This window comes from Pantoea rwandensis, from assembly GCF_002095475.1.
Classification (GTDB): Bacteria; Pseudomonadota; Gammaproteobacteria; order Enterobacterales; family Enterobacteriaceae; genus Pantoea; species Pantoea rwandensis.
Genome location: NZ_MLFR01000009.1, coordinates 68,991 through 92,662 on the forward strand (window position 1 = coordinate 68,991; position 23,672 = coordinate 92,662).

Annotated in this window: 21 protein-coding genes; 15 read left to right on the forward strand and 6 right to left on the reverse strand. The window is 52.9% G+C overall.

Features of this window, described 5'->3' with window-relative positions; translation table 11 throughout:
- Positions 1 to 29 precede the first annotated feature (29 nt).
- The 6 genes from purF to hisP all read left to right on the forward strand — a co-directional run bounded on the left by purF (position 30) and on the right by hisP (position 5,668).
- Complete coding sequence (gene purF, locus HA51_RS11170) at positions 30 to 1,550, forward strand: amidophosphoribosyltransferase (protein WP_084934585.1); 1,521 nt, start codon at positions 30 to 32, stop codon at positions 1,548 to 1,550.
- A 115-nt stretch (positions 1,551 to 1,665) separates the two neighbouring features.
- The gene (locus HA51_RS11175; RefSeq protein ID WP_084934586.1) at positions 1,666 to 2,235 is read left to right on the forward strand and encodes a UbiX family flavin prenyltransferase; all 570 of its coding nucleotides are present in this window, start codon (positions 1,666 to 1,668) and stop codon (positions 2,233 to 2,235) included.
- Between the two features lie 276 nt (positions 2,236 to 2,511).
- On the forward strand, positions 2,512 to 3,294 hold the full coding sequence (argT, locus tag HA51_RS11180; protein WP_084934587.1) for a lysine/arginine/ornithine ABC transporter substrate-binding protein ArgT: 783 nt from the start codon (positions 2,512 to 2,514) through the stop codon (positions 3,292 to 3,294).
- A gap of 192 nt (positions 3,295 to 3,486) precedes the next feature.
- Positions 3,487 to 4,173 (forward strand): histidine ABC transporter permease HisQ, encoded by a 687-nt coding sequence (locus HA51_RS11185; RefSeq protein ID WP_084934588.1) that lies wholly within the window; start codon positions 3,487 to 3,489, stop codon positions 4,171 to 4,173.
- Entirely contained in the window at positions 4,170 to 4,886 is a 717-nt protein-coding gene (locus tag HA51_RS11190) for an ABC transporter permease (protein WP_084934589.1), read from the forward strand. Before HA51_RS11185 ends, HA51_RS11190 begins: the two co-directional genes overlap by 4 nt.
- A gap of 8 nt (positions 4,887 to 4,894) precedes the next feature.
- Positions 4,895 to 5,668 (forward strand): histidine ABC transporter ATP-binding protein HisP, encoded by a 774-nt coding sequence (gene hisP / locus HA51_RS11195; RefSeq protein WP_084934590.1) that lies wholly within the window; start codon positions 4,895 to 4,897, stop codon positions 5,666 to 5,668.
- Between the two features lie 190 nt (positions 5,669 to 5,858).
- Here the strand turns inward: hisP and HA51_RS11200 are convergent, their stop codons facing one another.
- Positions 5,859 to 6,806, reverse strand: a complete 948-nt coding sequence (locus HA51_RS11200; protein ID WP_084934591.1) for a sugar-binding transcriptional regulator — start codon at positions 6,804 to 6,806, stop codon at positions 5,859 to 5,861.
- A gap of 194 nt (positions 6,807 to 7,000) precedes the next feature.
- On the opposite strand from HA51_RS11200, the gene dalD reads away from it, so the two are divergent.
- From dalD to HA51_RS11215, 3 genes are read left to right on the forward strand one after another with little or no spacing between them, the layout of a single operon-like run.
- Complete coding sequence (dalD, locus tag HA51_RS11205; protein WP_084934592.1) at positions 7,001 to 8,389, forward strand: D-arabinitol 4-dehydrogenase; 1,389 nt, start codon at positions 7,001 to 7,003, stop codon at positions 8,387 to 8,389.
- A 2-nt stretch (positions 8,390 to 8,391) separates the two neighbouring features.
- Positions 8,392 to 9,861 (forward strand): xylulokinase, encoded by a 1,470-nt coding sequence (gene xylB / locus HA51_RS11210; protein ID WP_084934593.1) that lies wholly within the window; start codon positions 8,392 to 8,394, stop codon positions 9,859 to 9,861.
- 27 nt (positions 9,862 to 9,888) lie between these two features.
- Positions 9,889 to 11,169 (forward strand): MFS transporter, encoded by a 1,281-nt coding sequence (locus tag HA51_RS11215; RefSeq protein ID WP_084934594.1) that lies wholly within the window; start codon positions 9,889 to 9,891, stop codon positions 11,167 to 11,169.
- A gap of 32 nt (positions 11,170 to 11,201) precedes the next feature.
- Here the strand turns inward: HA51_RS11215 and HA51_RS11220 are convergent, their stop codons facing one another.
- A complete protein-coding gene (locus HA51_RS11220; RefSeq protein WP_084934595.1) occupies positions 11,202 to 12,098 on the reverse strand; it encodes a TIGR01777 family oxidoreductase in 897 nt (298 codons plus the stop codon).
- Positions 12,099 to 12,300: 202 nt separating this feature from the next.
- Here HA51_RS11220 and yfcF point away from each other — a divergent pair, with 202 nt between their 5' ends.
- The gene (gene yfcF / locus HA51_RS11225; RefSeq protein ID WP_038645717.1) at positions 12,301 to 12,942 is read left to right on the forward strand and encodes a glutathione transferase; all 642 of its coding nucleotides are present in this window, start codon (positions 12,301 to 12,303) and stop codon (positions 12,940 to 12,942) included.
- A 111-nt stretch (positions 12,943 to 13,053) separates the two neighbouring features.
- Positions 13,054 to 13,599, forward strand: coding sequence for an NUDIX hydrolase YfcD (yfcD, locus tag HA51_RS11230; protein ID WP_084934596.1), 546 nt, complete (start codon positions 13,054 to 13,056; stop codon positions 13,597 to 13,599).
- 203 nt (positions 13,600 to 13,802) lie between these two features.
- Here yfcD and pta read toward each other — a convergent pair whose 3' ends face one another.
- A complete protein-coding gene (gene pta / locus HA51_RS11235; protein ID WP_211282927.1) occupies positions 13,803 to 15,947 on the reverse strand; it encodes a phosphate acetyltransferase in 2,145 nt (714 codons plus the stop codon).
- 73 nt (positions 15,948 to 16,020) lie between these two features.
- Positions 16,021 to 17,223, reverse strand: coding sequence for an acetate kinase (gene ackA / locus HA51_RS11240; RefSeq protein ID WP_084934598.1), 1,203 nt, complete (start codon positions 17,221 to 17,223; stop codon positions 16,021 to 16,023).
- A gap of 339 nt (positions 17,224 to 17,562) precedes the next feature.
- On the opposite strand from ackA, the gene yfbV reads away from it, so the two are divergent.
- The 3 genes from yfbV to HA51_RS11255 all read left to right on the forward strand — a co-directional run bounded on the left by yfbV (position 17,563) and on the right by HA51_RS11255 (position 19,334).
- Complete coding sequence (gene yfbV, locus HA51_RS11245; RefSeq protein WP_084934599.1) at positions 17,563 to 18,015, forward strand: terminus macrodomain insulation protein YfbV; 453 nt, start codon at positions 17,563 to 17,565, stop codon at positions 18,013 to 18,015.
- Positions 18,016 to 18,165: 150 nt separating this feature from the next.
- On the forward strand, positions 18,166 to 18,660 hold the full coding sequence (locus tag HA51_RS11250; protein WP_084934600.1) for a YfbU family protein: 495 nt from the start codon (positions 18,166 to 18,168) through the stop codon (positions 18,658 to 18,660).
- A gap of 14 nt (positions 18,661 to 18,674) precedes the next feature.
- The gene (locus HA51_RS11255) at positions 18,675 to 19,334 is read left to right on the forward strand and encodes a sugar phosphatase (protein ID WP_084934601.1); all 660 of its coding nucleotides are present in this window, start codon (positions 18,675 to 18,677) and stop codon (positions 19,332 to 19,334) included.
- A 26-nt stretch (positions 19,335 to 19,360) separates the two neighbouring features.
- On the opposite strand, the gene yfbR is transcribed toward HA51_RS11255, so the two are convergent.
- Positions 19,361 to 19,960: a 5'-deoxynucleotidase gene (yfbR, locus tag HA51_RS11260; RefSeq protein ID WP_084934602.1), complete on the reverse strand. Its 600-nt coding sequence runs from the start codon at positions 19,958 to 19,960 to the stop codon at positions 19,361 to 19,363.
- Between the two features lie 69 nt (positions 19,961 to 20,029).
- Positions 20,030 to 21,247, reverse strand: a complete 1,218-nt coding sequence (locus tag HA51_RS11265) for a pyridoxal phosphate-dependent aminotransferase (protein WP_039336479.1) — start codon at positions 21,245 to 21,247, stop codon at positions 20,030 to 20,032.
- A gap of 965 nt (positions 21,248 to 22,212) precedes the next feature.
- Between HA51_RS11265 and lrhA the strand changes: the two genes are divergently transcribed.
- Positions 22,213 to 23,136, forward strand: a complete 924-nt coding sequence (gene lrhA, locus HA51_RS11270) for a transcriptional regulator LrhA (protein ID WP_084934603.1) — start codon at positions 22,213 to 22,215, stop codon at positions 23,134 to 23,136.
- Positions 23,137 to 23,672: the final 536 nt, after the last annotated feature.

Sequence of the window (23,672 nt, forward strand, 5' to 3'; positions counted from 1 at the left end):
GGGAGTGCGGCTAATGAGGAAATGACAACATGTGCGGTATTGTTGGTATCACCGGTTTTATGCCAGTAAACCAGTCGATCTATGACGCGTTAACGGTGCTGCAGCACCGCGGGCAAGATGCCGCCGGCATTTGTACCATCGATGCGCTTAACTGCTTCCGCCTGCGTAAAGCAAACGGCTTGGTGAGCGATGTGTTCGAAGCACGCCACATGCAGCGTTTACAGGGAAATATCGGGATTGGTCATGTTCGCTATCCAACAGCGGGCAGCTCCAGCGCTTCTGAAGCGCAGCCATTCTATGTTAACTCCCCTTATGGCATTACGCTGGCGCACAACGGCAACCTGACCAATGCGCACGAGCTGCGTAAGCATCTGTTCGAAGTTGGCCGCCGTCACGTTAACACCACCTCTGATTCTGAAATCCTGCTGAACATCTTTGCGCAGGAACTTGACCGTTTCCAGCATGACCCGCTGGAAGCTGACAACATTTTTGCTGCGGTGGCGGCAGTGCACCAACAGGTGCGCGGTGCTTACGCAGTGGTTTCGATGATTATCGGACACGGTATGGTGGCGTTCCGCGATCCTAACGGTATTCGCCCACTGGTGTTGGGTAAGCGCGTGATTGAAGATGGCCGCACCGAGTACATGGTGGCTTCTGAAAGCGTGGCACTGGATACCTTAGGCTTTGAATTCATTCGCGATGTCGCACCAGGCGAAGCGGTGTACATCACCGAGCAGGGCCAGCTCTCAACGCGCCAGTGCGCGGAAAATCCAAAAACCAACCCGTGCTTGTTCGAATACGTTTACTTCGCACGTCCGGATTCTTTCCTTGATAAGGTTTCTGTCTACAGCGCACGTGTGCGCATGGGCACCAAGCTGGGCGAAAAAATTGCCCGTGAGTGGGAAGATTTGGACATCGACGTGGTCATTCCGATTCCGGAAACCTCCACCGATTCTGCGCTGGAAATCGCTCGCATTCTTAACAAACCCTATCGTCAGGGGTTTGTGAAAAACCGCTATGTGGGCCGCACCTTTATTATGCCAGGCCAACATATGCGTCGCAGCGCGATCCGTCGCAAGCTGAATGCAAACCGTGCTGAGTTCCGGGGTAAGAACGTGCTGTTGATCGATGACTCGATTGTGCGTGGCACAACTTCCGAGCAGATCATCGAGATGGCGCGCGAAGCGGGTGCGAAGCGCGTGTATTTAGCCTCTGCGGCGCCTGAAATTCGTTTCCCGAACGTGTATGGCATCGACATGCCGAGCGCGACCGAACTGATTGCGCATGGTCGTGAAGTTGAAGAAATTCGTCAGCTGATCAAAGCAGATGCACTGATTTTCCAAGACCTCGACGATCTGATCGAAGCGGTGCGTGAAGAGAATCCGGACATTGCCCAGTTTGAGTGCTCCGTATTCAACGGCATCTATGTGACCAAAGATGTCGATCAAGAGTATCTTGAATATTTGCAGTCTCTGCGTAATGACGATGCCAAAGCGATTCAGCGTCAGAATGATGTTGAAGGCTTGGAGTTGCACAACGAAGAGGGTTAATCTTCTCGTGGTGGCAATATAAGACAGGGCGGGCGCAATCCCGCCCTGTTTGTTTTTGTATTTTTGTTCAGTGAGCAGCTATCATTGCCGCAATCTGAACGGGCAAGGCTGAATTATGAAACGACTCATCATTGGAATTTCCGGCGCCAGCGGCGCGATTTACGGCGTGCGCATGTTGCAAGTCTTGCAACCGTTAGCCGATGTGGAAACCCACTTGGTGATGAGCCCTGCGGCACGCCAGACGCTGGCGCTGGAAACCGATTACAGCCTGCGCGATGTGCAAGCGCTAGCCGATGTGGTGCACGATGTGCGTGACATTGCCGCCAGTATTTCATCGGGTTCGTTCAAGACTCTGGGTATGGCGATATTGCCCTGTTCAATGAAAACCCTCTCCGGCATTGTGCACAGCTACAGTGATAGTCTGCTGACACGTGCGGCGGATGTGGTGCTAAAAGAGCAGCGTAAGCTGGTGCTGTGCGTGCGTGAAACGCCACTGCATCTGGGGCATTTGCGCATGATGACCACCGCGGCCGAGCTGGGCGCGATCATCATGCCACCTGTCCCGGCGTTCTATCATCGTCCGCAGCGGATTGAGGATTTAATCGATCAAACGGTCAATCGTGTCATCGATCAGTTTGATATAGCGCTGCCTGAAGACCTGTTCACCCGCTGGCATGGCGCATAATGGTGCAAAAGTGCACTCATTGTGTGCAAAATCGCGCGCCCGATCACTCTTCGTGCATCTTGTGCACCAAAAGTTAACAATGTCGCTTTTTCTTCCTAACACCGCTGCTATATTCCCCTCACAAACTAAGTGCTTGCGCCCGTAAGACGCGCGGTATTTAGTGCGCCTGAGCACGCTTTCGCCGTTTTGCATAACTGGCATGAAACCTGCAAATCATTCAGCGCAAACACACATCACGCACCATATAACAATAAGCACTTCACTTGAGGGTTACCTATGAAAAAGCGAGTTTTGGCTCTTTCCCTATTGCTGGCAATGACCAGCGCTGCGAGCGTGTTCGCTGCGGTACCAAAAACGCTGCGCATCGGGACAGACCCGACATACCCGCCGTTTGAATCCAAGAATGCGCAAGGCCAGTTAGTGGGTTTTGACATCGATTTGGCGAACGAAATCTGTAAGCGTATCGAGACCAAATGTACTTTCGTGGAAAGTGATTTTGATGCGCTGATCCCGTCGCTGAAAGCGAAGAAGATCGACGCCATCATCTCTTCTCTCTCCATTACCGAGAAGCGTCAGGAAGAGATCGCCTTCTCTGAAAAACTCTACGCGGCCAATGCACGTTTAGTGGCGAAAAAAGGCTCAACGCTGCAACCGACCATTGAATCGCTGAAAGGTAAAAACATCGGTCTGCTGCAGGGCACCACTCAGGAAACCTACGCCAATGAAAACTGGCGTCCAAAAGGTGTGACCGTTACACCGTATGCCAATCAGGACTTGGTCTATCAAGACCTAAATGCAGGTCGTATCGATGCGGCATTCCAGGACGAAGTGCAGGCAAGCGAGGGCTTCCTGAAGCAGCCGGTCGGCAAAGGTTATGTGTTTGCGGGTCCTGCGGTGAAAGACGACAAAATCTTTGGTGTCGGCACCGGTATGGGCTTACGTAAAGATGATGCCGATCTGAAAGCAGCCATCGACAAAGCGTTCAGCGAAATGCGTAAAGATGGCACTTACGACAAGATTGCGAAGAAGTACTTTGATTTCAACGTGTACGGCGATTAATTGTCCTGTTTTCTGACCTTGATGATTGATTTGCAGCAGGGTTGGTCATAACTATTCACTCCGGGCGCTTACTTATGTAAACTCCCGGGGTTCATACGCTTGCCGCCATCTACCCTGTGATTCAAATCCTGGTCAGGACTGTCCGTTAGTTGGGCAGCGTTTGTTATTTTCCTTCACGACAGGATCGAACCCATGCTGTATGGCTATTCTGAAGTAATCCTCAAAGGCACTCTGGTGACCCTTGAGCTGGCACTTAGCTCGGTGGTACTCGCGTTAGTGCTTGGCTTGATGGGCGCTGGCGCCAAACTCTCACGCAGCCGCATGTTGGTGATGATTTCTGAAGGCTACACCACCTTAATCCGCGGTGTGCCTGACTTAGTCCTGATGTTGCTGATCTTCTACGGTTTGCAAATTGCCCTCAATACCGTGACCGATGCGTTGGGTGTCGCCCAATTCGACATCGATCCGATGGTGGCCGGTATCATTACGCTCGGTTTCATCTATGGCGCGTACTTCACCGAAACCTTCCGTGGTGCTTTCCTTGCCGTACCAAAAGGGCAAATCGAAGCGGCGACCGCTTTCGGCTTCACCGGTTCGCAAACTTTCCGCCGTATCCTGTTCCCGGCGATGATGCGTTTTGCGTTGCCTGGCATTGGTAATAACTGGCAGGTGATTCTCAAAGCCACGGCGCTGGTGTCGCTGCTGGGGCTGGAAGACGTGGTGAAAGCCACGCAGTTGGCAGGTAAAAGTACCTGGCAGCCGTTCTACTTCGCGATTGTCGCGGGGGTGATTTATCTGGTGTTTACCACGCTGTCGAACGGCGTGCTGTGGTGGCTTGAACGCCGCTACACGGTGGGTGTGAAAAGGGCAGAGCTATGATCGAAATTATTCAGGAGTATTGGAAACAGCTGCTCTGGACCGATGGTTATCGTTTTACCGGCGTCGCCATTACGTTGTGGTTATTGATTCTTTCTGTGGTAATCGGCGGATGTATGGCGGTGTTGCTGGCGATTGCGCGCGTATCGCCAAATCGCTACATTTCCACGCCCGTCTGGCTGTTCACCTATGTGTTCCGTGGTACACCGCTGTATGTGCAGCTGCTGGTGTTCTACTCCGGCATGTACACGCTGGAAGTGGTGAAAGGATCGGAGCTGCTGAACGCCTTCTTCCGCAGTGGCCTTAACTGTACGCTGCTGGCCTTCACCTTGAATACCTGTGCTTACACCACGGAAATCTTCGCTGGCGCGATTCGCGCGGTGCCGCATGGTGAGATTGAAGCCGCACGTGCTTATGGTTTCTCGCCATTCAAACTGTATCGCTGCATCATTTTGCCCTCGGCGTTGCGTACCGCGCTGCCGGCCTACAGTAATGAAGTGATCCTGATGCTGCACTCTACGGCATTGGCGTTTACCGCCACGGTGCCGGATCTGTTGAAAATCGCGCGTGATATCAACTCGGCGACCTATCAGCCGTTTACCGCGTTTGGCATCGCTGCAGTGCTGTATCTGATTATCTCTTACGTGCTGATTAGCCTGTTCCGCAAAGCGGAACGCCGCTTCCTGGCGCACGTGAAACCTTCTTCATCGCATTGAGTATCACTATGGCTGACAACAAATTAAGCGTTACCGAACTGCATAAGCGTTACGGTGAACACGAAGTTCTGAAAGGTGTATCACTGCAGGCCAATGCCGGCGATGTGATCAGCATTATTGGCTCGTCCGGTTCCGGGAAAAGTACCTTCTTACGCTGCATTAACTTCCTCGAAAAACCGAGTGAAGGCACCATCTCGGTGAACAACGAGCAGATCTCATTGGTGCGCGACACCGATGGCCAGCTGAAAGTCGCCAATAAAGAGCAGTTGCGCTCACTGCGCACACGTCTGACTATGGTGTTCCAGCACTTCAATTTGTGGAGCCACATGACGGTGCTGGACAACGTCACCGAAGCGCCGATTCAGGTGCTGGGGCTGAGCAAAGCAGAAGCGCGCGAGCGTGCGATTAAGTATCTGGATAAAGTCGGGATTGACGAACGTGCGCGGGCTAAATATCCGGTGCATCTTTCTGGTGGTCAGCAGCAACGCGTTTCCATCGCTCGTGCACTGGCGATGGAGCCGGAAGTGCTGCTGTTTGATGAGCCGACTTCGGCGCTCGATCCCGAGTTAGTTGGCGAAGTGCTGCGCATCATGCAGAAGCTGGCGGAAGAGGGCAAAACCATGGTGGTGGTGACGCACGAGATGGAGTTTGCTCGTCACGTTTCCAATCACGTGATTTTCCTGCATCAGGGCAAGATTGAAGAGCAGGGCTCGCCAGATGAACTGTTTGGCAACCCGAAAAGCCCGCGTTTGCAGCAGTTCCTGTCGGGATCGCTGAAGTAATCGACCAGGTCGCCATAAATGGCGACCCTACATTCGTAGGGTGCGCATTTATGCGCACCTGGCTGATAACCGCACGGGCGAGATGAAGCATTTATGCGCACCTGGCTGATAATCGCACGGGCGAGATGAAGCAGCGATGCGGACTTGGCTGATAACCGCACGGGCGAGATGAGGCAATGGTGCGCGCGTGTTAATCCCGCAGTAACTTCAGCGCCGTATCTTCATCGGTCACCAGTCCCGAGACCCATCCGCCCTGTAACGCGGCACGAATCGCCGGGTACTTACGCTCGCTGCCAGAAAAACCAATAATCTTGCGCTGCGTCTGGCTCTCCAGCAATACGCTGGTCAGTAGCTCATCGGTTTCGCCCCACACGCGCTCACCTTGCTGATTGAAAAAATGACCGAGCATCTCGCCCACCACGCCGCGCGCATTCAGCGCTTCAACCTGCGCATCGGTAATAAATCCTTCGGCATTGAGCGGACAGCCTGGCATCACTTCCCCAATACCCACGAAGGCGACATTCGCCTGTAATGCACGATCGGTGACGCGCTGGTATACCTGATGCTGCACCCACATCGCTTTATCTTGTGGCGTGTCAGCGTACAGCGGCGCAGGAATGAAGTAATACTTGCCCTGCATTTTCTCCGCCATTTTCAGTGGCACGTCGTAGCGGGTTCCGGAATCATCGCGTGCAATGGCACCAATCATCGAAACGCACTGATGTTGCGGGCGATCCACCCACGGCAATGCGTCGATCATTGAGCGCAGGGTTTTGCCTGAACCAATGCCAAAGACCTGCGGCGTTTCCTCATTGATGAACTGTGACATCACCGCCGCGCCTTCCACCGCCAGCATCTGTTGAATGGCGTCATCATTCAGATTGGCCGATGGCACTACGCGGCACAGATCCAGTCCATACTTCTCCTGCACCTCGCGTGCCAGTTGCAGACAGCGCGTCACAGGATGATCGATTTTCACGCTCACCATGCCCATTTCACGTGCGCTGGACACCAGTCGCTGTGCCACTTGGCGTGACAGTCCCAATGCCTGCGCAATCTCCTGCTGCGTTACGCCTGCGACGTAATACATCCACGCGGCACGCGCGGCCAGCTCCTGCTTTTTCTCTTCTCTGCTCATCACGCTGTTCCGTCAAAATCGATGCGTCATCTTAGCGCGTGTTTAATGAAAAGCACTAACTGAGCAAAAGCCCTAAAAAAGAGCAAAAGTATTATTTGTGATAAGGCTCGCAGAATGATCCTCGTCACGAGCACTATGCTACTGGTCATCGGGCAAATGCCCTTTCTTGTGGCAAATGTTTAATTGAGGCAGCTATGACCAATCAATCAGTGTGGATGCACATCGGCGCGGGATCATTTCATCGGGCACATCAGGCGTGGTATCTGCATAAACTGCGCGAGCAGGGAGACGAAAGCTGGGGCATCGCGCTCGGCAATATTCGCAATGACGCAGTGCCGCTGCTCAATCAGTTAGCGGCACAGAACGGTGAATATGTGTTGGAAACCGTCACGCCGGAAGGTGAGCGGGACTATGAAACTATCACCTCAGTGCGCAAAATTTTGCCGTGGGATAGTGAAATCAGCGCACTGGTAGAACAGGGGGCCAATCCGCAAACCCGTGTGATCGGCTTTACCGTGACAGAAGCGGGTTACTACCTGACGCCTGAATTCACCTTGGATCTTAACCAAGCGGACGTGAAAGCCGATCTTGGCGGCGATATCCGCACTATTTATGGCGCACTGAGTCGCATTCTGACACAGCGTGTTGCGCACGGTGGCGCGCCGGTCACGCTGCTGAACTGTGACAACCTGCGCCACAACGGTGAGCGTTTCCGTGAGGGTTTCCTTGCTTTTCTTGCGGCCAAAGGCGATACCGCGCTGGCACATTGGGTGCGCACGCAGACCACTTCGCCGAATACCATGGTCGATCGCATCACCCCTCGCCCTACGCCGGATGTGGCGGAGCGCGTGCAAGCCGCAACCGGCAAACAGGATAGCGCAGCGGTGATGGCGGAGTCCTTTATTCAGTGGGTGATTGAGGATGACTTTATTGCCGGGCGTCCGGCGCTGGAAAAGGTCGGCGTTGAGCTGGTGGAATCGGTGCTGCCGTGGGAAGAGGCGAAAATCCGCATCCTCAATGCGACGCATGCCGCGATTGCCTGGGCGGGCACGCTGATTGGCTTGAACTATATCGATGACAGCACGCGTCATCCGGCGATTTATCAACTGGCGCACGATTACGTCACTCAGGATGTTATTCCCTCCCTGTCACCCAGCCCGCTTGATTTAGCCGAATACCGCGACGTGGTGCTGGCCCGCTTTAGCAACCCTTACATCAAAGACACCAATCAGCGCGTGGGCGCTGATGGCCTGTCCAAAATTCCCGGCATGGTGACGCCAACCCTGCAAGAGTGCTACCAGCGCGGCGCGCAGCCCACTGCAACGGCGATGATTCCGGCGTTGTTCTTCCTGTTTATGCAGCGCTGGGCCAATGACGATCTGCCTTACGCCTATCAGGATGGCGCGCTACAGGCCGATGCGCTGCGTAAACAATTCGCCAGTGCCGACCCGCTGAAGTCCTTCCTGAGTGACAGCGCGCTGTTTGCGGAACTGGCCAACGACAAGGCATTTCATGCCCTGGTGACGCGCCGTGTTGAGAGTTTACAGCAGTGGCTGAAACAGCCAGAACTGGCGGCGGTGTAATCATGTATCTCGGCATCGATATCGGAACCTCAGAACTTAAAGCGCTGATCGTTAATACAGACGGCGAGATTGTGGCGTCTCAGCACGCCACGCTGGCTGTGCAGCGACCGCATCCCCACTGGGCTGAACAGGATCCCGAACGCTGGTGGCAAGCCTGCACCGAGGTGCTGGCGGCATTGCGTCATCAATCTCCTGATGCGTGGGCCGAGATTCGCGCCATCGGCTTGTCCGGTCAGATGCACGGTGCTGTGCTGCTGGATGCGGATGGCAAGGTACTGCGCCCGTGCATCTTGTGGAACGACACACGCAGTGCGCCGCAGTGTGAGGTGCTACGGAAGTGCTATCCGCAGATGATGGCGATCAGCGGCAACATGATCATGCCTGGCTTCACCGCGCCGAAACTGCGCTGGGTAGCAGAGCATGAGCCGGAGATCTTCAGCCGCATCGATAAGGTTTTGCTGCCCAAAGATTACCTGCGCTGGCGTCTTACCGGGCGCTTTGTCAGTGAACCTTCCGATGCTGCCGGCACCTTGTGGCTGGATGTGGCGCAGCGTGATTGGTCTGATGAACTGCTGGGCATCACCGGGCTGACGCGCGCCCAGATGCCCGAACTGGTGGAAGGCAGCGCGGTGAGTGGCCGTTTGCAGCCAGCACTGGCGAGCGAGTGGGGCTTATCCACTTCGGTGACGGTGGCTGGTGGTGGCGGTGACAATGCCGCTTCAGCGGTTGGTGTGGGCGCAGTGAATCCGGGCGATGCTTTTATTTCACTGGGCACGTCCGGCGTGATCTTCGTGGTGAATGATCGTCTTCAAGCCGATCCCCAATCCGGTGTGCATGCCTTCTGCCATGCGCTACCGGGCCGTTGGCATCAGATGAGTGTGATGCTCAGCGCCGCCAGTTGCCTGCGCTGGCTATGCAATCTGCTGTCAGTTAGCGAAAGCCAACTGATGGAGGAGATGGCACTGCTGAGCGATGAACAACTGCGCAGCGCACCGGTCTTCCTGCCCTATCTGTCGGGTGAACGCACACCGCATAACGACCCAGATGCTTCCGGTTCTTTCTTCAATTTACGCCACGAAACGCCGCGTGCCTTGCTGGGCTATGCGGTGATCGAAGGCGTGGCATTTGGCTTGGCGGAGGGGTTAGCCGTGCTCGGTGACGCCCAGCATCACATTCAGCAATGCAGCCTGACTGGCGGCGGTGCGCGCAGCACGTTGTGGGCACAGCTGATTGCCGATGTGCTGCAACTGCCTATCGTCACCCATCCGGCCAGCGCATCCGGCGCGTTGGGTGCTGCGCGTTTAGCGTGGCTGGCCGACGGCGGTAATGAGCAAGAGGTCTGCCTGAAACCGGCGGTACAGGCGCGCTATCAACCGGATGTGACGCGCGGTGCGGTGCTGCAACAGCGGCTGCGTCTGTTCCGCGAACTCTACATCCAACAACAACAGGTGCGCAGCTTGCTGCCTGCATAACGGCTTACCGAACAGAAGGTGATTGTGATGCAATCGAACGAATACTGGTTTGGCTTACCGAAAAAGATGTTCTGGGGCTTCCTCGCTATCGCGATTTTTATGGCGGGTGATGGCTTTGAAATGGCGTTTTTGTCTCGCCATATCACGGATATGGGCTTTACGCCTGCGCAATCTGCGGTGGTGTTTACCTTCTATGGCTTAGCGGCGGCGCTGGCGGCCTGGGCGTCCGGCGTGGTGGCAGAGCTGATCACGCCCCAGCGCGCGATGATGATAGGCTTTGTGCTGTGGATCGTGATGCACACGTTGTTTATGTCGCTGGGGCTTGGTCTGCGCAACTATCCGCTGATGGTGCTGTTCTACTGCATTCGCGGCCTGGCTTATCCGCTGTTTATCTACTCGTTCATGATGATGCTGGTGCAGATATTGCCGCGTGAAAAGTTGGCGGCGGCGACAGGCTGGTTCTGGGCAATGTATTCCGTCGGCATCGGCGTGGTTGGCAGCTATTTGCCAAGTCTGACCATCCCGATGCTGGGGGAGACCGGAACGTTGTGGCTGGCGATTATCTGGGTGGCCTGTGGTGGGATTCTAGCGTACTTCAGCCTGCGCAATGTGCCGGTGGATCGTTCGCGTGTGAATTTGCCCATGCGTGACAAGATGACCGAGATGTCGCGCGCGGTGACCATCTTGTTCACCAATCAGCACGTGTTTTATGCCTGCCTGATTCGCATCATCAACACGCTGTCGCTGTTTGGTTTTGCCATCGTCATGCCACTACTGTTTGTCGATCGTCTCGGCTTCACCATCTCTGAATGGCTACAAATCTGGGCGGTGTTCTTCTTTGTCACCATTTTCACCAACATCTTCTGGGGTATCACTGGCGAAAAGCTGGGCTGGATCCGTCAGGTGCGCTGGTTCGGTTGTCTGGGGATGGCGATCTCCAGCCTGATGTTTTACTACCTGCCGCTGTATGCCGGTCACAACTTCTGGGTGGCGCTGATTCCGGCAGTGATGTTAGGGATCTTTGTGGCGGCGTTTGTGCCGATGACGGCGGTATTTCCGACGCTGGAGCCGCATCACAAAGGCGCAGCCGTATCGATTTACAACCTGTCGGCGGGCCTGAGCAATTTCGTGGCTCCGGCTATCGCCTCAGTGATGTTGCCGTTCTTTGATATCGTGGGTGTGGTATGGGCTTACACCGCGCTGTATGTGTTTGCGGGCGTACTCACCTTTATTATTCGCGTGCCGCAACCAGGGCATACCCGAGAGGAGAGAGCGGTGAAATCGCGAGTCGCGGAGCAGCGTAGCTAATGGAAAAACGGCGGCTCAGAGCCGCCGTCTGATTATCCCGCTACATCCTGTAGCGCTTCCTGTAGATCATACCAACGGAAACCGAAGCCCGACTCCTCCAGTCGTTTCGGTAATACGTGCTGTCCACCGAGGACCAACACCGCGGATTCGCCCATCATCAATTTAATCGCACTGGCAGGCGTGCGCATAAACGCCGGTCGATGCATCACATGTCCGAGTGTGGCGGCGAACTGCTCATTGCGCACCGCATAAGGTGCAACCATATTGAACGGTCCGCTCAGGTCGCTATTGTCAATTAGCCAGATGATGGCGTTAACCAGATCATCAATGTGAATCCACGGCAGGTACTGCTTACCACTGCCAATCGGACCGCCAACGCCCAGTTTGAACGGCAGCTTCATTTTTGCCAGTGCGCCACCTTCCTCAGCTAACACTACGCCAGTACGTAACAAGCAAACGCGGGTGCGATCGCTTTGTGCATTGAGCGCCAACTGTTCCCAGCGTGCACACAGGGCATGTGTGAATTCATCGTGGCCGGGATCGTCTTCCGTTAATACCAAGTCACCGGTATCACCGTAAAAGCCGGTCGCGGAGCCGGAGATTAAAAAATGCGGTGGGTTACTGCTAGCGTGGATCAGCGAAACGATTTGTTCGGTCATTTGCCAGCGACTTTCACATAACCGCAGCTTCTGTTGTTCGGTCCAGCGTTTGTCTGCGATCGGTTCGCCCGCCAGATTGATCACACCATCAATGCCATTGAGATCGGGTTGCTGATTGATGCCGGACCACAGCGAAACGCGGGGGTCCAGTTTGTCACGTGCAGCCGCGACATCTCGTGTGACGACGTTCACCTGATGACCGAGTAACAGCAGACGCGGTATCAGATGTCGGCCAATCAAACCTGTGCCGCCGGTTATAAGCAGGTGCATGCTGAGCCTCCTTGTAATTTATTTTCTGCTCAGATTGATCATAGAAGAGAAGCGCCCGGATAGCGTGACAGCGCTTACGCTAATGAAGAAAAAGGGAAAGTTTGTCGTGGTCTCAAGGTCAAAGATCCGACCAGCACACCATTGCCTTAACAAATAAAAATCGGTAAATAGAAAGCACACCTGATGCTTATTGAGGCAGCCGATGAACTATCCATCCATCACCTTGTGGTCCGATGCATCCTTTTTCAGTCCTTACGCCATGTCGGTTTACGTTGCACTCACCGAGAAGGGCATCCCTTTCACCCTGAAGCGTGTGGACTTAGCGCAAAACGCGCAGCTTGATGATGACTACCGCGCGCTGTCGCTAACGTGCCGCGTGCCTACGCTGCAAATTGATGATCTGGTGCTCAATGAATCTTCAGCGATTGCTGAATACCTTGAAGAGCGCTTTCCAGCCCCTGAATTTGAGCGTCTCTATCCGCGCGATCGTGAAAAACGTGCACATGCGCGTGAAGTGCAGGCGTGGCTGCGCAGTGATTTAATGGCGCTGCGTGCTGAGCGTCCGACAGAAGTGCTGTTTGCCGGCGAGCGCTTTGCGCCACTAACCCCGGCAGGCGAGCAGGCCGCCAGTAAGTTGATTGCGGCGGTTCAGCGTCTACTGCCGGATGGACAACAAAACCTGTTTGGCGAATGGTCGATTGCCGACACCGATCTGGCCGTGATGATTAACCGTTTGGCACTGCATGGCGACACGTTGCCGGTGAAATTGCAGCATTACGCCGAGTTTCAGTGGCAGCGCGCGTCAGTGCAGTTGTGGCTGGCTGAATCGGGCAAATCGCGCTAAGCACGAAGAGCCTTGCGGAGGCGAAAAGAACGCTTTACCTTACCGCTCATTCTAATAAAGCATCGCAAACAGGCGCGTGCTGGGCACGCCGAAAACAGAAAAGGGTTACGGATGGTGGATCAAACGGCAGATAGCGGTATCGAGTGGGTTGATATCGTTAGTGAAGAGAACGAAGTCATTGCGCAGGCCAGCCGTGCGCAGATGCGCGCGCAGAATTTGCGTCATCGTGCGACCTACATTGTGGTGCATGATGGTATGGGCAAAATTCTGGTGCAGCGTCGCACTGAAATCAAAGACTTCATGCCGGGTATGCTCGATGCAACCGCTGGTGGCGTAGTGCAGAGTGGTGAAGACATGCTGGAATCTGCACGCCGTGAAGCGGAGGAAGAGCTAGGCATCGCTGCTGTGCCGTTTGCCGAACACGGCAAATTCTACTTCGAAGATCAGCACTGTCGCGTCTGGGGCGGCTTGTTCAGCTGTGTGTCGCATGGTCCGTTTGCCATGCAGGAAGAAGAAGTCGACGAAGTGTTCTGGATGACGCCGGAAGAGATCACCGCTCGCTGTGATGAATTTACTGACGACTCGCTCAAAGCGGTATCACTGTGGCTGAGCCGTAACAGTGATGCAGCCCGTCGCAAACAGAGCAGCGAATCCTGAGTTCCCGCTACGATTGAACAAGGCGCCACATGGCGCCTTTGTTGTTTCTAATGCTTACGCAAAATGCCTTGAGCAACGGCAGTGCCTTATCGAACTGCGGCTGGAGAAGGGCTAGCGGATATTGTACCCACCTATCTTAAAGCAAAAAAAGAGCACGAGGTTTAACCCTCATGCTCTCCCTGTTCAGCAGGATGGAAAAGGACTTAACCTTCCGCCTGCTGTGACTGAATCGCTGTCAGTGCGATGGTATAAACAATGTCATCCACCAATGCGCCACGTGACAAATCGTTCACCGGCTTGCGCATACCTTGCAGCATCGGTCCGATGGAAATCAGGTCGGCCGAACGCTGAACCGCTTTGTAAGTGGTGTTACCGGTGTTCAGATCTGGGAAGATAAACACGGTAGCACGACCTGCAACGGCAGAGTTCGGTGCTTTCGATTTCGCCACATCTTCCATAATCGCGGCGTCATACTGCAACGGACCATCGATCACCAGATCAGGACGTTTCTCCTGTGCGATACGCGTGGCTTCACGTACCTTCTCAACATCGCTACCCGCACCGGAGTTACCGGTTGAGTAGGAGATCATTGCTACACGTGGATCAATACCAAAGGCCTTCGCGGAATCCGCCGACTGAATGGCGATCTCTGCCAGCTGTTCTGGATTCGGATCCGGGTTGATGGCACAGTCGCCATACACCAGCACCTGCTCTGGCAGCAGCATAAAGAACACTGAAGACACCAGCGAACTGTTTGGCGCAGTTTTGATCAACTGTAACGGCGGGCGAATGGTATTCGCGGTGGTGTGCACTGCACCCGACACCAACCCATCCACTTCGCCACGCTCCAGCATCATGGTGCCGAGCATCACGTTATCTTCCAGTTGCTCCTGCGCAACCACTTCGGTCATGCCCTTGCTCTTACGCAGCTCAACCAAACGCGGCACATAATTCTCGCGCACCACTTCTGGATCGACGATCTCAATGCCCTGGCCCAACACCACACCCTGAGCGGCAGCAACACGCTGGATCTCGTCTGGATTACCCAATAGCACACAGGATGCAATGCCACGCTCGGCGCAAATCGCAGCGGCTTTCACCGTACGCGGCTCGTCGCCTTCAGGCAGCACGATACGTTTGCCCGCTTTACGTGCCAGCTCGGTCAACTGATAACGGAAGGCTGGTGGAGACAGGCGACGGCTGCGCTCGGAAGTCGCAGTCAGTGATTCCACCCAATCGGCGTCGATAAAGCTGGCCACATACTCCTGCACCTTCTCAATACGCTGGGTATCATCCGCAGGCACTTCCAGATTGAAGCTCTGCAGGCTCAGTGAGGTCTGCCAGGTATTGGTCTTCACCATAAATACCGGCAGGCCAGTCTGGAAGGCACGCTCACACAGACGCGCAATCGGCGCTTCAATCTGATATCCACCGGTCAGCAATACGGCACCAATCTCGATCCCGTTCATCGCGGCGAGACAAGCTGCAACCAACACGTCTGGACGGTCAGCCGAGGTCACCAGCAGTGAGCCGGGACGGAAATGCTCCAGCATGTGCGGAATGCTACGTGCGCAGAATGTCACAGATTTCACGCGGCGCGTCTGAATCTCACCCTCGTTGATGATGTCTGCGTTCAAATGACGGCACATATCGATGGCACGCGTGGCGATCAGATCGAAACTCCACGGCACACAGCCGAGAATCGGCAGCGGACTATTAGCAAACAGCTGCTTAGGATCGATATTGGCGATGCTCGCTTTGGTCGAGTCATCAAAAATTTCGGACAGGTCCGGACGCGTACGACCTTGTTCATCCACCGGGGCATTCAGTTTGTTGATGATCACGCCGGTGATGTTTTTGTTTTTACTGCCACCAAAACTGCTTTGGGTCAGCTCAATGCGCTCTTTCAACTGCGCGGGTGAATCGTTGCCCAGCGCCGTTACGAAAACGATCTCAGCGTTCAGGGTTTTAGCGATTTCATAGTTCAGCGAGGAAGCAAACTGATGCTTACGCGTTGGCACCAGCCCTTCCACCAACACCACTTCCGCGTCTTGCGCATTGGCGTGGTAGTTAGCAATGATCTCTTCCATCAATACGTCTTGCTGGTTCGAACCCAACAGTGACTCAACGCGTGACATCTGCAGCGGTTCAGCGGCAGGAATCGCGGAGTTCTTACGAATGATGGTGGTGGTCTGGTCCGGTGCATCGCCGCCCGCACGGGGCTGGGCAATCGGCTTGAACACGCTCAGGCGAACACCTTTGCGCTCCATGGCACGGATTACGCCGAGGCTGACGCTGGTCAGGCCGACGCTGGTGCCGGTGGGGATGAGCATGATTGTACGTGACACTATAGAAACCTCTCAGGTGTTGCAGACGAGCCAAAACAACTCCGTCAGCCTGAGCTGACGGAGAGAAGTGTGTTTACGCAGTGAGACGCGCGGCGTCTTGGGCGATAACCAACTCTTCATTGGTTGGAATCACCACCGCTGGGCGAGTGCCTTCCTTATTGATGAAGCCAGACTTGCCGAAGCGCGCTGCCAGGTTACGATCGTGATCCACTTCGAAGCCCAACAGACCCAGTTTCGCCAGTGCCAGTTCACGCACCATCGCGGCATTCTCACCAATACCACCGGTGAACACCACGGCATCAAGACGACCTTCCATCAGCGCGGTGTAACTGCCGATGTATTTCGCCAGACGGTGGCAGAACACATCCATTGCACGTTTGGCATCTTCTTTCGTCGCGTAGTTATCTTCAACGTAGCGGCAGTCGCTGGTCACTTCAGTCAGACCCAGCAGGCCAGACTCTTTGGTCAACAGCTTATTGATCGCATCCACGCTCATGCCCAGTGCATCGTGCAGGAAGAACACAATAGCAGGATCGATATCGCCACTGCGCGTGCCCATGACCAAACCTTCCAGCGGTGTCAGACCCATTGAGGTATCAACGCACTGGCCGTTACGGATGGCGGATACCGAACCGCCATTACCCAAATGGCAGGTAATGATATTCAGCTCGCTAACGGGCTTGTTCAGCATTTTGGCGGCTTCCTGTGTCACGTAATAGTGACTGGTGCCGTGTGCGCCATAGCGACGAACGCCGTGCTCTTTGTACAGTTTATACGGCAGCGCATAGAGATATGACTCTTCCGGCATTGTCTGATGGAAAGCTGTATCAAAAACCGCCACATTCTTATCCGACAAATGTGGGAAGTTCTTCAAAGCTTCGTCGATGCCGATCAAATGCGCTGGGTTGTGCAGCGGGGCAAATGAAGACGCGTCTTTAATGCCCTGAATAACAGATTCATCGATGATGACCGATTTTGTCAGCTGCTCGCCGCCGTGAACAATGCGATGGCCAATTGCAGCAATTTGTGCCGAAAGCTCTGGTTTTTGTGCCAGAATAGTTTTAACGATGAAGTTCAGCGCTTCACTGTGTGCCGCGCCCGCGCCCAGTGGAGCTTCCTGTTTGCTGCCTTCCAGCTTCCACTTGATACGTGCTTCAGGTAAATGGAAACACTCCGCCAGACCTGACAGATACTCGTCACCGGTGGCCGGGTTAAGGATGGCAAACTTAAGAGAGGAGCTGCCGCAGTTCAGAACCAGTACTAACTTCGTCGACATGGAAGTACCTATTGATTAAATAGTGGCTAAAAATAACGCAATCAGACTAACAGCGTAGCCCATGAATGCTGGTAGATTAATGATTAACATCATGCGGTAGTCAAAAAGAGACCGACATGCAAAAAAATTTAGGTAATTTTACGCGATTTTTTGAAACCCGCTTAGCGAAACATGGCTCTAAACCGCTCTTTAATTGAGCTGAAGCTTCCGGTAATGTTGTTAAAACGGCGTCAGAATACCCACTGTCACTCGCAAAGACAAAAACTTTTGAAGGATGTGACGTAAAGTTGTGTAGTTATCAGTTTATTTTAAACATTACAAAATTAGTTGAGGTCTATCATGTCGAATGAGACGAGTAATCCAGGCTGGTTCGGCTTATTTCAGAACGGTCAACGATACATGAAGACCTGGCCATCCGATAAGCGCCTGGCACCGATGTTCCCTGAGAACCGTGTGGTCACCGCCACCCGCTTTGCCATTCGCTTTATGCCACCGTTGGCGATCTTCACGCTGACCTGGCAAATTGCCATGGGCGGGCAATTAGGTCCAGCCATTGCCACCGCGTTGTTTGCCTGCAGTTTGCCGATGCAAGGGCTGTGGTGGTTAGGTAAGCGCTCTGTGACGCCATTGCCGCCAACACTGCTGCACTGGTTCCATGAAGTGCGCGCGAAACTGGAAGAAGCGGGCCAGGCCATTGCGCCGGTCGACGGCAAGCCGACTTATCAGGCATTGGCAGATGTACTGAAGCGCGCCTTCAAACAACTCGATCGTACTTTCCTCGACGATCTTTGATCGGCACACCTATTCTCCTGAAGAGAATTTGTGCGCGATCCCGGTTCAAATCAAAGAAAAGTGGTGCGGATATACACGCATCGCTTTCCTTGTGTAATCATTTCCTCATTGTTTAAATCTTAAGCGGCCTTCCCGGCCCGGGAGTAAACCATGGAAATGACGCACGCACAGCGACTCATCCTCTCTAATCAATACAAAATGATGGCCATGCTGGAACCCGATAACGCTGAACGCTATCGTCGTTATCAAACCATTATTGAACGCGGCTACGGCCTGCAACTGCGCGAACTGGATAAAGAGTTTGGCGAGTTGACGGAAGCGACGTGTCGCCAGTTAATCGACATTATGGAAATGCACCACGCGTTACATGTCTCTTGGTCGAACCTCAAAGAGGCTAATGCGATTGAAGAGCGCCGTCTGGCCTTTCTTGGCTTTGATGCCGCAACCGAGGCACGCTATCTCGGCTATGTGCGCTTCATGGTGAATATTGAAGGGCGCTATACTCAGTTCGATTCCGGGACGCATGGTTTCAACGCACAAACCCCGATGTGGGAAAAATACCAACGCATGCTGGCAGTGTGGCACACTTGCCCACGTCAGTATCATCTCAGCGCAAACGAAATTGCGCAGATTCTTAATGCCTGAATAAGGAGTCGCGTGTGAAGTACAGGGGTTTTCTGTTTGATTTAGACGGTACATTGGTGGATTCATTGCCTGCGGTGATTCGCGCATGGTCATTGTGGGGCGAACGCCAGGGTATCGCGGCGGAAGAGGTCCTGAATTTTATACACGGTAAGCCAGCAATCAATTCGCTACGCCATTTTATGGCTGGGCAATCAGAAGAGGCGATTCAGGCTGAATTCCTGTGGCTTGAACGTCTTGAGGCCGAAGACACGCAAGGCGTTCAGGCGATTCCGGGCGCGAAAATGTTGCTGTCCACCTTGAATGAATTGCAGATTCCCTGGGCGATTGTGACATCAGGGTCGATTCCGGTGGCGCATGCTCGGCACAAAGCCGCAGGTCTGCCGATGCCGGAAGTGTTTATCACGGCGGAAAACATCAAACTCGGTAAGCCGAACCCTGAACCCTACCTGCTGGGAGCTGAACGACTCGGGCTGGCTGCGACCGAATGCGTCGTCGTAGAAGATGCACCTGCAGGTATCATTGCTGGACTGGAAGCGGGCAGTGCTGTTGTTGCTGTCAACGCGCCGCATGATGCCCCACGCCTTAACGAAGTGGCTTGGCAGGTAAAAACGCTAGAACCGCTGGTGGTGACGCAGGCGGATAACGGCACATTTACGGTGTCAGTCAAAGTCTAATTAAAGCGGGCCTTTACGGCCCGTTTTTATAATGGGGTATCTTGGGAAATTTCATCCAGAGACAGGCTAAAACTAGGAATAAAGACCTCTACGAAGTAATCCATTTCTGGTGAACGACGTTGTGAAAGGGTTTTTTCCAGGCGCGCCTTCGCCAGTAAAAACTCATTATTCCCTGCAGACAACTCTTCCAGACATTTCACGTAGGCGCATAAGGCGTCAGCCTGTTTAACCACGGATTGCTCACTTTCGCTGTGCAAATGCTCATCGATCAATGGACGATACGTCTCCTGCAACTCAGGCGGCAGCATATCGATCAATTTATGCTGGGCAATCTTTTCGATCTTTTTATATTCATGGGCAATCTGCGCGTTGTAGTACTTCACCGGCGTGGGTAAGTCGCCCGTCAATACTTCACTGGCATCGTGGTATAGCGCGAGCATCGCGATACGTTCTGCGTTGAGATTACCGTTAAACTTCTTGTTTTTAATGATGGCAAGCGCATGGGCAACCATCGCTACCTGAAGGCTGTGTTCAGAGACGTTTTCGGTGCGCACATTGCGCATCAGCGGCCAGCGGTTGATCAGCTTAAGACGGGACAGATGGGCGAAGAAGTGGCTACGAGTCATGGCGGATTCCTGTTCGCACGGCGGGGAGTATGACACTCCCCGAAATGAGAACAGTATACGCATCACATATTACTGGCGATAGCCTTGCAGGAAACGGCCAAACTTGCTTATAGCCATTTCCAAATCATCGACGCGCGGCAGCGTTACGATGCGCACGTGATCCGGCCATGGCCAGTTGAAAGCAGTACCCTGAACCAGCAGCACTTTTTCCTGTAGCAGGAAGTCCAGCACCATTTTTTGGTCATCAAAGATATTGAACTTCTTCGGGTCGATGCGCGGGAACATATACAGCGCACCTTGGGGCTTAACGCAGCTCACGCCGGGAATGTCGTTGATGAGCTCCCAAGCTCGCTGACGCTGCTCATACAAGCGACCACCAGGTGCAATGAACTCGCTGATGCTTTGATAGCCACCCAACGCGGTTTGAATCGCATGCTGGGCAGGAACGTTGGCACACAAACGCATCGACGCCAGCATCTCCAAACCTTCGATATAGCCTTTAGCATGTTTTTTCGGACCGTTAAGCACCATCCAGCCCTGGCGGAAACCAGCCACACGGTAAGTCTTAGACAAACCATTAAAGGTTACCGTTAGCAAATCCGGCGCCAGTGCCGCAATCGAATGATGCTGTGCTTCGTCGTACAAAATCTTGTCGTAGATTTCATCAGCGAAAATGATCAGGTTGTGCTGACGCGCAATCTCCACCACTTCCATCAACAGTTCTTTGCTGTAAACCGCACCCGTAGGATTGTTCGGGTTGATGATCACTATGCCGCGCGTGCGCGGGGTAATCTTACTGCGGATATCGTCCAAATCCGGGAACCAACCCGCAGACTCATCACACAGATAATGCACAGCTTTACCGCTCGACAGCGATACGGCTGCAGTCCATAACGGATAATCCGGCGCAGGGACCAGCATCTCATCACCGCTGTTCAGCAATGCTTGCATCGCCTGCACTATCAGTTCAGAAACACCGTTACCAATATAGATGTCTTCAACGGTCACATCGCGCATATCACGCGCCTGGTAGTGCTGCATAATCGCTTTACGCGCTGAATACAGCCCTTTTGAATCGCAATAGCCTTGCGAACTCGGCAGGTTGCGAATCACGTCGACCAGAATTTCATCAGGGGCTTCAAAACCAAACGGGGCAGGGTTGCCGATGTTGAGTTTGAGAACTTTATTACCTTCTTCTTCCAGACGCTTAGCTTCTTTCAGTACCGGGCCACGGATGTCATAACAGACATTTTCCAGCTTGCCGGATTTATCAATTTGAAAATTCATCATTACCGCCTTAATGGGCAGAGTCCTTTAACCTGCCACCAAAAACAAACCCGCCCAATTTACTCCTCTCACTGTAACAAAAGAAGGGCGCCGCTAGGTTTTGGCGTGTTAGCGAGTTATTCCTGCTGGAGGTGGCGGGAAACGCATTTTTAGTGAGTTAATCTGGTTTATAAATCCAGTAAAATCTTAATTGTCAGTACTTAATGCTGCTTTGTATGGTTTGGGGTGTAAACCCTCATATCCATAGAAAAAGAAAGAGATTAAGAAGTTTTGAAATGGCATCCGCTATAAAAATTGGTTAGCGACCTGATGAAATAGTTAAAGGAATCTTGTTAGATGCCGAATAAGTGTGCAGCGCTATTGAAGCAATGAGTGGTGTCAGAGAATGCAGTGCATTCTTATTCACTAAAGGGCAGCAGATTTATGTCTCTGGAAGTGCAGGATTATGACGCCAAAGCCGGGTTAAATAGCATTTGTAGTGTTACTTTAGGCGGGTTGTAAGGATTCAGAACCAGGAGGGTTAAAAATTGCACAGCGTTGTGGCAGGATGTACCGGAAAAGCGTTTTGGTCAAAAATTACGATGTTTAGAACAAAAACATTTCCCTTTAAAGCGTAAAAATGATTAAGTATAATTTATTATTTGATGCACTTTACCGCTTCGCATCTTCATAACATGATGTTATCTCTTTTTGACCCGCAGGGCCTTTTCGCGGGAAACTAGACAACTACGCAGCTTCCAGCACCTGTGCGACATACGTCTTCGGACCCGAAGTTGTTCTGTCTTTTATAGATGGCGCGCCTCTGATTTCAGAGCGACGTTTCCGTCGGCATCCGCCTTACACGATTTTTTATGACAGCCTCCACACAGGGCTGTCATTAAGCACCATTACCTATTATCTATTTGATAACTAAGGTAATACACCAGGGTAGTAGTTTTAAAAAAACTTATAAGTGAAGAAAAAACATGACTAATGCAAATCGTCCGATACTGAATCTCGACCTCGATCTGCTGCGTACTTTTGTTGCTGTTGCTGACCTTAATACTTTCGCAGCCGCCGCTGCAGCAGTATGCAGAACGCAATCCGCAGTAAGTCAGCAGATGCAACGTCTGGAACAATTGGTAGGTAAAGAGCTGTTTGCCAGACATGGACGTAATAAACTGCTGACGGAGCATGGCATCCAGTTGCTGGGCTACGCCAGGAAGATCCTTCGTTTTAACGACGAAGCTTGCACCTCTTTAATGTACAGCAACATCCAGGGCGTACTGACCATCGGCGCCTCCGATGACACTTCCGATACTATCTTGCCGTTCCTGCTTAACCGCGTAACGTCGGTGTATCCAAAGTTGGCCATTGATGTCCGTGTTAAGCGTAACCCGTTCATGATGGAAATGCTGAACCAGGGTGAAGTCGATCTGGTAGTGACCACGTCCAGCCCGGGTAATTTCACCCATCAGGTTCTGCGTACATCACCAACGCTTTGGTACTGTGCAGCGGATTACATCTTCCAGCGCGGTGAAGCGATTCCTTTGGTCCTACTGGATGAGCCAAGCCCTTACCGTGACATGGCGATTGATCACCTGAACGAAGCCGGCATTCCATGGCGTATCTCCTATGTCGCGTCAACACTGGCTGCTGTTCGTGCTGCCGTGAAGGCCGGTTTAGGTGTGACGGCACGTCCTGTTGAGATGATGAGTCCAGAATTGCGTGTCATGGGCGCGGCAGAAGGTTTGCCGGTTCTGCCAGATACGCAGTACCTGCTGTGCCGCAATCCAGACAGCGACAATGAATTGGCTCTCGCCATCTTTAATGCGATGCAGTCGACCAATGATCCTTACAATCTGACGGCAAATCCAGATGGCAGCTTGCTGCTGGATGACGAAGAGTAAGGTTAAACTTAACGGGTAATTCCTCTCAAATGGAATGCCTGTCAGTTGTTAAAATATAGATAAATAAGCCTTAGCCTGAATATTCTAAGCTAAGGCTTTTTTTTATGCCTTTTACTCTGCATTTTCTGACGCCATTCACGCCCTGTAATTTTCCCACCTTCCCGAAAAATGAAATGCGTTCCATTTTTAATCAGAGTGGAACTTTTTTGTCATTTCGTGCCATCTTTTCCAGGGCATCTGCCAAGAGAAATTGGCGTTTTTAACAGCAAAAAACACCGTTATGTGTCCTGGATCAAAAAATACCCCCTATAAGGGGGGGGAAATCCAGGCAAGACCTGTCAAAATATGTTTGTTAAATGCACGATCCATGCATGTGAATACCCGCTACACTAAAATTAACCTCACAAACTGAAGCGATTTAGCTGGCATGAAGGGGTTCATTTGTTAATAATATGATGCTGGTGTTAATTAATGTTTGAATGCTTTTGTCAAAGTTGACAAAAGGTTATAGAAAGGAGTAAAAAACCACATAAAAG

Coding starts and splice junctions, on each gene's coding strand:
- purF (WP_084934585.1), top strand. CDS start 30: ATGTGCGGTATTGTTGGTATCACCGGTTTTATGCCAGTAAACCAGTCG.
- yfcF (WP_038645717.1), top strand. CDS start 12,301: ATGAACTATCCATCCATCACCTTGTGGTCCGATGCATCCTTTTTCAGT.
- ackA (WP_084934598.1), bottom strand. CDS start 17,223: ATGTCGACGAAGTTAGTACTGGTTCTGAACTGCGGCAGCTCCTCTCTT.
- HA51_RS11215 (WP_084934594.1), top strand. CDS start 9,889: ATGCAATCGAACGAATACTGGTTTGGCTTACCGAAAAAGATGTTCTGG.
- argT (WP_084934587.1), top strand. CDS start 2,512: ATGAAAAAGCGAGTTTTGGCTCTTTCCCTATTGCTGGCAATGACCAGC.
- lrhA (WP_084934603.1), top strand. CDS start 22,213: ATGACTAATGCAAATCGTCCGATACTGAATCTCGACCTCGATCTGCTG.
- HA51_RS11200 (WP_084934591.1), bottom strand. CDS start 6,806: ATGAGCAGAGAAGAGAAAAAGCAGGAGCTGGCCGCGCGTGCCGCGTGG.
- HA51_RS11190 (WP_084934589.1), top strand. CDS start 4,170: ATGATCGAAATTATTCAGGAGTATTGGAAACAGCTGCTCTGGACCGAT.
- yfcD (WP_084934596.1), top strand. CDS start 13,054: ATGGTGGATCAAACGGCAGATAGCGGTATCGAGTGGGTTGATATCGTT.
- HA51_RS11175 (WP_084934586.1), top strand. CDS start 1,666: ATGAAACGACTCATCATTGGAATTTCCGGCGCCAGCGGCGCGATTTAC.
- hisP (WP_084934590.1), top strand. CDS start 4,895: ATGGCTGACAACAAATTAAGCGTTACCGAACTGCATAAGCGTTACGGT.
- yfbV (WP_084934599.1), top strand. CDS start 17,563: ATGTCGAATGAGACGAGTAATCCAGGCTGGTTCGGCTTATTTCAGAAC.
- HA51_RS11220 (WP_084934595.1), bottom strand. CDS start 12,098: ATGCACCTGCTTATAACCGGCGGCACAGGTTTGATTGGCCGACATCTG.
- HA51_RS11185 (WP_084934588.1), top strand. CDS start 3,487: ATGCTGTATGGCTATTCTGAAGTAATCCTCAAAGGCACTCTGGTGACC.
- dalD (WP_084934592.1), top strand. CDS start 7,001: ATGACCAATCAATCAGTGTGGATGCACATCGGCGCGGGATCATTTCAT.
- yfbR (WP_084934602.1), bottom strand. CDS start 19,960: ATGACTCGTAGCCACTTCTTCGCCCATCTGTCCCGTCTTAAGCTGATC.
- HA51_RS11250 (WP_084934600.1), top strand. CDS start 18,166: ATGGAAATGACGCACGCACAGCGACTCATCCTCTCTAATCAATACAAA.
- xylB (WP_084934593.1), top strand. CDS start 8,392: ATGTATCTCGGCATCGATATCGGAACCTCAGAACTTAAAGCGCTGATC.
- HA51_RS11265 (WP_039336479.1), bottom strand. CDS start 21,247: ATGAATTTTCAAATTGATAAATCCGGCAAGCTGGAAAATGTCTGTTAT.